The 8706-nt window shown below is 29.5% G+C and carries 9 protein-coding genes; 5 read left to right on the top strand and 4 right to left on the bottom strand.

Annotation, left to right across the window (positions count from 1 at the left end; all coding sequences use genetic code 11):
- Positions 1–160: 160 nt before the first annotated feature.
- Positions 161–1678 carry a glucosaminidase domain-containing protein gene (locus J5G60_RS14370; protein WP_150357458.1) on the bottom strand — a complete coding sequence of 506 codons (1518 nt, stop codon included), beginning with the start codon at positions 1676–1678 and terminating at the stop codon, positions 161–163.
- A gap of 74 nt (positions 1679–1752) precedes the next feature.
- Positions 1753–2664, bottom strand: a complete 912-nt coding sequence (locus tag J5G60_RS14365; RefSeq protein WP_150357457.1) for a polysaccharide deacetylase family protein — start codon at positions 2662–2664, stop codon at positions 1753–1755.
- A gap of 708 nt (positions 2665–3372) precedes the next feature.
- Here J5G60_RS14365 and J5G60_RS14360 point away from each other — a divergent pair.
- Both J5G60_RS14360 and ispF read left to right on the top strand, forming a co-directional pair.
- Positions 3373–3558, top strand: coding sequence for a hypothetical protein (locus J5G60_RS14360; RefSeq protein WP_150357455.1), 186 nt, complete (start codon positions 3373–3375; stop codon positions 3556–3558).
- A 92-nt stretch (positions 3559–3650) separates the two neighbouring features.
- Positions 3651–4139 (top strand): 2-C-methyl-D-erythritol 2,4-cyclodiphosphate synthase, encoded by a 489-nt coding sequence (gene ispF / locus J5G60_RS14355; RefSeq protein ID WP_150357453.1) that lies wholly within the window; start codon positions 3651–3653, stop codon positions 4137–4139.
- Between the two features lie 17 nt (positions 4140–4156).
- Here the strand turns inward: ispF and J5G60_RS14350 are convergent, their stop codons facing one another.
- Positions 4157–4735 (bottom strand): DUF1836 domain-containing protein, encoded by a 579-nt coding sequence (locus J5G60_RS14350; protein WP_150357495.1) that lies wholly within the window; start codon positions 4733–4735, stop codon positions 4157–4159.
- 335 nt (positions 4736–5070) lie between these two features.
- On the opposite strand from J5G60_RS14350, the gene J5G60_RS14345 reads away from it, so the two are divergent.
- From J5G60_RS14345 to J5G60_RS14335, 3 genes are read left to right on the top strand one after another with little or no spacing between them, the layout of a single operon-like run.
- Entirely contained in the window at positions 5071–5640 is a 570-nt protein-coding gene (locus tag J5G60_RS14345) for a hypothetical protein (protein WP_150357451.1), read from the top strand.
- A 17-nt stretch (positions 5641–5657) separates the two neighbouring features.
- Positions 5658–6308 carry a PspA/IM30 family protein gene (locus J5G60_RS14340; RefSeq protein ID WP_150357449.1) on the top strand — a complete coding sequence of 217 codons (651 nt, stop codon included), beginning with the start codon at positions 5658–5660 and terminating at the stop codon, positions 6306–6308.
- An 8-nt stretch (positions 6309–6316) separates the two neighbouring features.
- Positions 6317–6970, top strand: a complete 654-nt coding sequence (locus tag J5G60_RS14335; protein WP_150357447.1) for a DUF1292 domain-containing protein — start codon at positions 6317–6319, stop codon at positions 6968–6970.
- A 188-nt stretch (positions 6971–7158) separates the two neighbouring features.
- Here the strand turns inward: J5G60_RS14335 and J5G60_RS14330 are convergent, their stop codons facing one another.
- Positions 7159–8550: an HDIG domain-containing metalloprotein gene (locus tag J5G60_RS14330; RefSeq protein WP_236035327.1), complete on the bottom strand. Its 1392-nt coding sequence runs from the start codon at positions 8548–8550 to the stop codon at positions 7159–7161.
- Positions 8551–8706 lie beyond the last annotated feature (156 nt).

The raw sequence follows: 8706 nt of genomic DNA, 5'->3' as shown, positions 1-8706 counted from the left end.
TTTTCGCACCATTCGTAAAAGATAAGAATATTAAAAATATAAAAAACAAATTAAATTAAATGAAATATAATACAGATTATTTCCTAAAAATGAAAAGACAGTCTTGAAATAAAAAATATTTTTATTTCAAGACTGTCTTCTTATTTTATACATCTCAATGTTATTTTTTTAATCTAGGTATTTCAAACTTTAAATTGACATTGGATCCCGACAATATATCCTGCAATGACTTTATATTAGATATCTGCTTATAAGCCCAGGCTATATCCGTGGCATATTGATGTTGTCCTGGATTAGCAGGATCCCACCTCATTTTATAAAGCGTGTCCTGATTGTATGAAGGATTATTTATGTACTGAGCTGCTATCCATTTGGCACCTCCACTGAGAGCCTTTTCCGGGGTGTCCCATCCATTTTCATAAGCTGTTTTAGTTCCATTGAGCACAGCATCTTCGCCTGTAGCCCCTATGCCGAAAAAATTGTATACAGCCTTACCATAAACATACTTATTTTTGCTGTCACGAGCTCCACCATTTGCAAGTTGTGATTCACCGTTTCCAGTTTCAAGCATGGCATGTGATACCAAATAAGCCACGCTTATATTATTATTTTCGGCTGCATCCAAAAAAGATTGTCCCATTCCTTCGAAAATCCCTTTTCCCTTTAAAAAATTATTCAAACTGTCCACTGTGATTCCATCTTCATATGTAAGTTTCAAAAACTGATATTTACCATAGCTGTCTAAAAAATTATCGGGATTTACATAATACTTTATTTGGTTTTTCGAAGCTGCATTATCCATTGCAGTGTCAGCTACAAATACAGGAGTACTATTACTGTCTAAATTTACCTGAGTATTAACTATGTCATCCAGAGATAAATTATAATCTACATAATCGCCAGAATTTACATCAATACTGTCTACACACCTGAAATAATCTATATAGTAGTTATCATAATCTGTATTGGCATCTCGATGTGCTCCTGAAGCTCCCGTTCTTTTCACATAGATAATTGCCTTATATTTCTCTCCATTAGACCCCGAACTCAATGTCTTCAAAGATGTTATTTTCCCATTTTCCTCACTGGTATAACCACTGGTAAGTTCTGTATAGGATTCTCCCGCTTCATTTTGTGCATTTACAAATACTCTATACTGAACACTTGTCCCATTATTACCGTTTAGAAAAAATCCCTGCTTTTGAGATGATAAAAGTGGTGTATACTCAAACTGATTAGAACTTATGCTTGGAAGATCCGGATAATTTGTCCCATCAGAATAGGCATTATCTGTAACAAACTGTAAAGTCACAGAATTATTCAGCTTTTTTCCCGATGCTGATTCTATTGAACCACTTATGGTAAGATTGTACTTTTCCCCCGGCTCATATCCGCCTGTTCTAGGGCTCACTATTGCAGTCGTGGGATCACTTCCCAAAGTTACCATCACCGGTACTGTAACATTTTTCCCATCTATAACATGCGTAACAGATATATTGGAACTATTTACAGTACTTGGATTCAGGGCTCTACTAAATTTAACAGTCCACTCTTTATTGGTGTCTATATTCACTCTAGGAGTTCCAACTGAAGATTGTGCCAACGTCTTAAATTGGAAGATTAAAATTGTAAAAGCCACTCCCAAAATAAATACTTTTATTTTTTTCCCTTTACTCAATTTTTCCGCCTCCACAATGATATATTATCACTTAATCATAAAAAATTTTAACTATTTTTTCAAAATGTGTTAATTCAATTTGAAATATTATATTTTTCATTTGTCAATCGTCTTTTAAACTCCTCCATTTTATGGTTTGCACTTATATAAACTCTACTTAATGTATATAATCCTTCATTTTTATTAGCCCATCCCGATGCTGTGGTAAAAGCTAATTTATATCCTGCAGCCTTTACAGCTTTTACAGTATCTCCATTCCATTCCCCATAGGGATACGCAATATAATTCACTCTTTTACCCAATAATTTTTCCAAAAAATTTTTGGAATTTTTTAATGTACTTAACTGTTCATTATAAGTCAGTTTATCCAATTTATCATGATTTACTGTATGACTTTCAATATCTATACCATAGTGTTCCATCTCTCTCAACTGGCTTGAAGTTAAGATATTTTTTTCATTATCTATTGCACCTGTAATTATAAATATAGTAGCTTTAAATCCGAATTCTTTTAATATTGGAAAAGCATTTTCATAATTATCCTCATATCCATCATCTAAAGTTATAACCACCGATTTTTTTGGTATAGGCTTATTGTAGGCTAAAAAATTATAGAACTCATTCATAGTAAGAGTAGTATATCCATTGTCCCTTAAAAACTTCATCTCCTCTCTAAATTTTTCCTTTGGAATTCTCAATTCATTTCCTTTTTCATAATCTATTGAATGATAATATAATACTGGAATAGACTGGGTGTTGTATTTTAAATCTCCTCCCGTAAATATCCTATCCTCAGCTATATTCAATTGATTAGCATTGTCATTTATATTTTTTTTTTCAGTCTGATGATCTATCTTCGAATTTACTTTATTGCCGCTTTTTTCCCCATAGTTCCTATTACAATTTTGAATTTTATATATACTATAGGCTGCAGCTGCAGCAAAAAATATTAAAATTATTGTAATTAAAATTTTTTTATGTATCATCCTTTTCACTTTCCCGACACATATTATTTTATCCGAAGGCTACCATTGCTAATACTCCCAACTTTCTAAAGGAAGATAAGCACTGCTGAGCGTCTGGATAAGCTCATTCTTAGGTTCGCAGTAACTTGCTTACAAGAAAAAACTTTTTCAAGAACCTTAAAAGAACTTTGATGTGCTACGTTTCCATTTTATAATAAAACTATCATATAAGGCAATTTAATATTAAACCTATACATTCTACCATTTATTATAATATATATATGCTTGATTAGTAAAACAAAATTTTTACTTATACACATTATCCACACATATTTTGTTTATAACCTGTTATTATTTATTTCTTTTCTATTTTCAATAATTAATTTGTCTTATTTTATTGTAAATAACTTGTTACTTATACACATTATCCACATTTTTGTGGACAACATGTGTATAATTTTTAAATTATAGTAACCAAATTAGAGCAATCTTCATATAATATTATTATCCACACAATTACAAAGCTCATAGATTACAAGTTAACATTTCCTAATACAAAGTAATATACCTTTCTATCTCACAAAATTGAGGGGATTTACTATCTCCTCAATTTTTATGATCTCAATATAAAAATAATAAGAATATTTTTCATAATTTTCTTAACACTTCTTTATTTTTATGATATTATAAAAGTAAAGAAATTCTTTTAATGAAAGGTGGGGCTAGTTTATGAAAGATAACGTTATCAAAGTGGATTTTTCAAAAAATGTTAAGAAAAAGGATATGTCATTTTTATCTTCAGCAAAATTATTTTTATCAAAATTATTTAGCTCTGCAAATAAAACTCCTAAAGAAACCACGACAAAAGATAAAGACACTAAAAAAATAATATATTATTCTAAGGATATATCTTAAGGTGCTTTGTAAATGCACCTTTTTATTATATATGATAAAATACAATAAAGTAATTCTTACTAAAATTAAGTTTATTCACAGGAGGATTAATCATGAGAATTGGACTTGGATATGATGTTCACAAATTAGTTTATAATAGACATCTTATATTAGGTGGAGTAATCATTCCCTTCAACAGGGGATTACTTGGTCATTCTGATGCTGACGTACTCACTCATGCAATAATGGATAGTTTATTAGGAGCTTCCTGTCTAGGCGATATTGGTAAGTACTTTCCAGATCAGGATGAAAGATACAAAGATGTATCTAGTCTCAGCTTATTATCTAAAGTATTGGATTTAATTAGAGATAATAACTATATTATAGAAAACATAGATTCTACCATAATAGCTGAAAAACCCAAGTTATCACCTTACATCAAATATATGAGAGCAAATATAGCCAGAACATTAAACATAGACATATCTTCAATAAGCATAAAGGCCACTACTGAAGAAGGGTTAGGATTTACAGGAAAAGGGGAAGGCATAGCTGCTCAAAGTATATGTCTATTGAATAAAAATTTGTCTGCTTTAAAATAAACAGAAACATAAAGTTCTTATTTATCTTCATAATTATTAACTATATTTTGAACTAATTTCTTAATCGCACTTGCCTGGCAGATCAAAGACATAACTACGAAAAATACCATTATTCTCTCTTCTTCTTTTCCCTCAATTTTCAAGTGCATATTTTTCATTATATTCTGAAACTTTTTTTCATTAAAACTTTCTTTTGCCATCAAATCTTTAAGACTGTTTTTCTGAAGATCTGAAAATATCTTATATGCATCTTCCCAGGATATTATATCATCTTCTCCATTATTTATCTCATTAAAAGCCAATGCAAACACTTTCTTTATTTCTTCTGTTGTCAATATAGGCCTCATATAGCTTAACAGAATAAGCTGAGTTAGGTGAACTTTTGTATATCCTCTTTTTTTCCCGTCTTCCGGTTTAGATATAACTTCATTTTTAATATAATTCTGCACTATGTTATTGGTATAGTTTTCTTCCTCAAATTTATCATTTAAATAATCTATAACCTGAGATAAAAACAAATCATATCTCGGTAAATCTTCATAAGGTATTATTGTATTATTTGATATGTTTTGCGCTATTTTATTTATATATTTCATTTCAAAATTTTGCTCATTCAATTTTTACAACCTCCCAAATAACATATTCATCAGCACATTAAAATTTCTATTATTTAAACTCAATTTATACTAATATTATATGGCATATTTATAATCTTTACAAACTAAACATTTATAAAATACATAAAAATATAATATTTTTACAAGTAAATCGTCTTAAGTTACCTAAAATAAGTTAATTTAAGACTTGTTATGTGTTATTTAATACTATATAATAAATAACATAACGATATTGAATTGTGCATTGTGAATTGTTCTAGTAGCTATCAACCAAATATTATGTTACTATGAAAGAGATGTGAGGACTTAAGGGGGTGACTAAAATTAAGCATAATAAAAAATACTTTATTATATCATTATTGCTTACTTTCCTATTTCTATCAGCAGGTATTTTTAACATACAGTCCGCTAATTTAGTTGTAAACAATAATTCCAGTATTGTTTATGCCAAAGGTTCACACTCCAGCGGACACGGTTTTGGAACTTCTATTTCACATATTAGTAGTTCAAAATCTTCCGGAGGTAATTTTAAATCAGGTAGTTTTTCTTCACCTAAGTCTACCTTTCATAAAAGCTCCAGTGGTAACAGCTCTAGTGGAAATTTTAAATCAGGTAGTTTTTCCAATGCACCTAATTCTTCTTCAAAATCCAGCAATGACAAAGCCAGCAGCAGCACTTCTCAGTCTAAGGGAAACTATAACAATGAAAGCAGAAGATCTTTTTTCCCTATACCAATTCCCATACCCTGGGGATATAATAACGGATATTATGGAGGAAGCAGTCTTTTAGCAAGTTTTTTCTGGGGTTTTGCTAAGTTTGTAATATTAGTACTCATAATAATTTTTATCATAAATAGAATAAATAAATTTAAAAGGAAAAGATAATTTAAGGAGGATTTTTTATGGGCGTGTTGAAGAGAATATCCAATATTTTCAGAGCAAAGGTAAATGGCACTTTAGATGAAGTGGAGAACCCCATTGAATTACTGGATCAAAAATTAAGAGATATGGAGGACAGTTTAAATAAAGCTAAATTATCTTCAGCTCAAATATTGGGAAATGTTCACGAAATTGAAAAAAAGATGGAAGAATCAAAGAGAATATCTGCTGAATTCGACGGCAAAGTAAAACTTGCCCTAAGTAAAGGAAATGAAGAATTAGCTAAAAAGGCTCTTGCTAGAAAATTAGAGGCTGATAAAAGCTATACATCTCTTGAGGCAAGTTACAAAGATGCCTGCGAAAAAGCTGAATCAGTAAAAGTCAAATTAAAGGAACTAGAAGAGGAAATTCACAAAACCAGAGTATACAGAGATGAAGCTGCCGCAAGATTTAACAATGCTGAAGCCAGTAAAAAAGTAAATGAAATAATGGCCAATGTAGATACGGGGAACAATAGGATAAACTTAGATGATATCGAAAGAAAAATTCAAAAGAAAGAAGCTCTAGCTGAAGGACTTGGAGATTTAAAGGAAGAAGATACTTTGGAGAAGGAATTTGAAAAATTAGATGAAGTTGATATTGATGAAGAATTAAAAAAATATAAGCAAAATTAGGTGATATCATGGATAAAGTTCATCAATTTATAAAGCTTCAAAAGAATAAATACGGGAAAATATTTGTGGATATAACCTATGCTATAGACAATATTTCACCTTTTGTAGATAAAAAAATCTTGACCAGGCGAAAATATACTGCCAAAATAGCAACTTTAAAAAAATATATAGAACTAATAGAGGCTGCGGAAAGTGACCTTAATACAAAAAATTTTTTTAAAAGATTAAACGCAGATAAATATATTTCTCTATTGGAATCCTATAAAAATGACCATTTAGAATCTTTATCACAACTTGAAAAATGCGCTGATTGCGAATGCCTAAACTGTACCGCTGACTGTAAATTTGACAGCTGCCTGGGATGTAAAAGCGGCTCAAACATCATATATTGTGACAGGGAAAAAATAAATTTAACAAAACATGATAATTTTTCAATTAATCTTGTAAATAATAGGACTGGTGAAAATGACAGATATTTTGTTCTCGCTACATTACAAGATATAAAATTGGATAAAAAGTATATTATAATTAAAAATATAGTGTCCAAGGAAAAGTTTATACTTTATTATTATCCTGGAATTTCTGAAGACAGTTATGGAGAAATTACAGATGCTCACGAGTTTGATTTTATAGTTTCTACTTTTCAAAGTGTAGATAAGTAATTTTTCCATTTTATTCCAAAATCTATAATATAGTTTATAATTTCAAATACTTGTCCACAAAAATCACAACTTTATGCACATTTTCTGTGGATAAGTCACATTATTGATATTATTGTACTTACAACAATTTAATGGAGAGTTATCCACACCGTGGATAACTCTTGTTGTTAATACTTCTTCAATGTACTTTAAAATGACTGTGATTTTAAATAATCAATTGCCTCTCTTCTATTATTTATTTTTCCCAAATATCTAAGTCTGTGGATATCTTCAAGAGCAATTTTCACAACGGGACCTTCCTGCCCTAAAATTTTTACAACATCTTCTCCATTCAAAAATCTATCTTCCTTCATTTTACAGTAAAGTTTATATTCTTTTAACATATATTCAATAAATATTTTAAACCTTTCTTTTTCATTTTGCCTATCTAGATTCATTCTAGTAGCATAATTATCACAAAATGCAGTAGTAAGTATTCCAATTGCGCATATGCCATAATTGTAAAAAAACTTGTAGGTAGCTTTTTTACTGTTAAAAGCTTCGTTTTTAAAAAGTCCCAGTGGATACATATGTCCCTTTACTATACTTTCTATATATTTTTCTGCTCTTTTAGGAAATTTCAAATTATCGCAAAAAGCCTTACATATGCTGGCTCCCTTTATATCATGTCCATGAAAACTTATTTTATTATTCTCCTTTTTATAAGCTTCATATTTACCTATATCATGCAAAAAACAAGCCAGACTTAGATATTCTTTAAGACTAAATTCCCCTATTCTACAATCAAAGATACTTAAATCCAAATTCCTCAACTTAATTTTATCCCTTAAAATATCTTTAAATACTCCATATGTCAAATTCATATGCGTGAATACATCTTCCATATGATATTTGCATTTTCCTATGGTTTTTAACTCGTCTATATAGGGTATAATGTTTTTTAGTATTCCGTAATTATCCATAGTTTCAAAAGCTATCCCCAGTTGATCTTCTTTTATTATAAGCATTATCTCCCTACAAATTCTTTCTTTAGGTGATTCCATTATTTTATCCGATATTTTTTCAATCTGCTTTTCCGTCTCCAAATTAAAATGCATTCCACATTTTATATAAGACCTTATGCCTCTCAATATCCTAACAGGATCCTCTTCCAAACTTTTATCGCTTACACTTTTAAGTATTCTACTTTTCAATGCTCTTCTTCCATAAAATGGATCAAATATTTTATTGTGGATAACTCTCATAGCTATCGCATTTACAGTAAAATCTCTGGTTCTTAAATCTTCCTCGATAGAATTACCCCTCATAGATGAAATATCTATTGTATTTTCACCTAATACACATCTATATATACCTACACTTTCTTTTATAGTGAAAAATCTATATCCTTTTTTACCAATTTCCTTTATAAATTGATGAATATCTCCCTTAATTACGAAATCTGCATCTTTAGGTTCAGCCTTTATATTCATCAATTTGTCTCTTACATATCCACCTACTAGATAAATTTCTAATTCCATATTATTTACTATTTCTCTCAAATCATAAATAAACTTTTTCAAATAATTCAAATCAATCACCTACTCCTCTATTATTTTACCATATAAAATAATTTATTTTATAATATTAGCAAAAACTCCAGCTTATATTTTTTATTACAAATAGCATACTCAATTAAAAACTATAAAATTATTTCGACACATAATATTGAATTATCCATTTAATTACTATTTTAT

The sequence above is a fragment of the Clostridium sp. HV4-5-A1G genome (assembly GCF_900184915.1).
Classification (GTDB): domain Bacteria; phylum Bacillota; class Clostridia; order Clostridiales; family Clostridiaceae; genus Clostridium_B; species Clostridium_B aromativorans.
Note: the sequence above shows the minus strand (reverse complement) of the source record. Positions and strands in the feature narration are given on the sequence as shown.

Coding starts and splice junctions, on each gene's coding strand:
- J5G60_RS14350 (WP_150357495.1), bottom strand. CDS start 4,735: ATGAAATATATAAATAAAATAGCGCAAAACATATCAAATAATACAATA.
- J5G60_RS14360 (WP_150357455.1), top strand. CDS start 3,373: ATGAAAGATAACGTTATCAAAGTGGATTTTTCAAAAAATGTTAAGAAA.
- J5G60_RS14365 (WP_150357457.1), bottom strand. CDS start 2,664: ATGATACATAAAAAAATTTTAATTACAATAATTTTAATATTTTTTGCT.
- J5G60_RS14335 (WP_150357447.1), top strand. CDS start 6,317: ATGGATAAAGTTCATCAATTTATAAAGCTTCAAAAGAATAAATACGGG.
- J5G60_RS14340 (WP_150357449.1), top strand. CDS start 5,658: ATGGGCGTGTTGAAGAGAATATCCAATATTTTCAGAGCAAAGGTAAAT.
- ispF (WP_150357453.1), top strand. CDS start 3,651: ATGAGAATTGGACTTGGATATGATGTTCACAAATTAGTTTATAATAGA.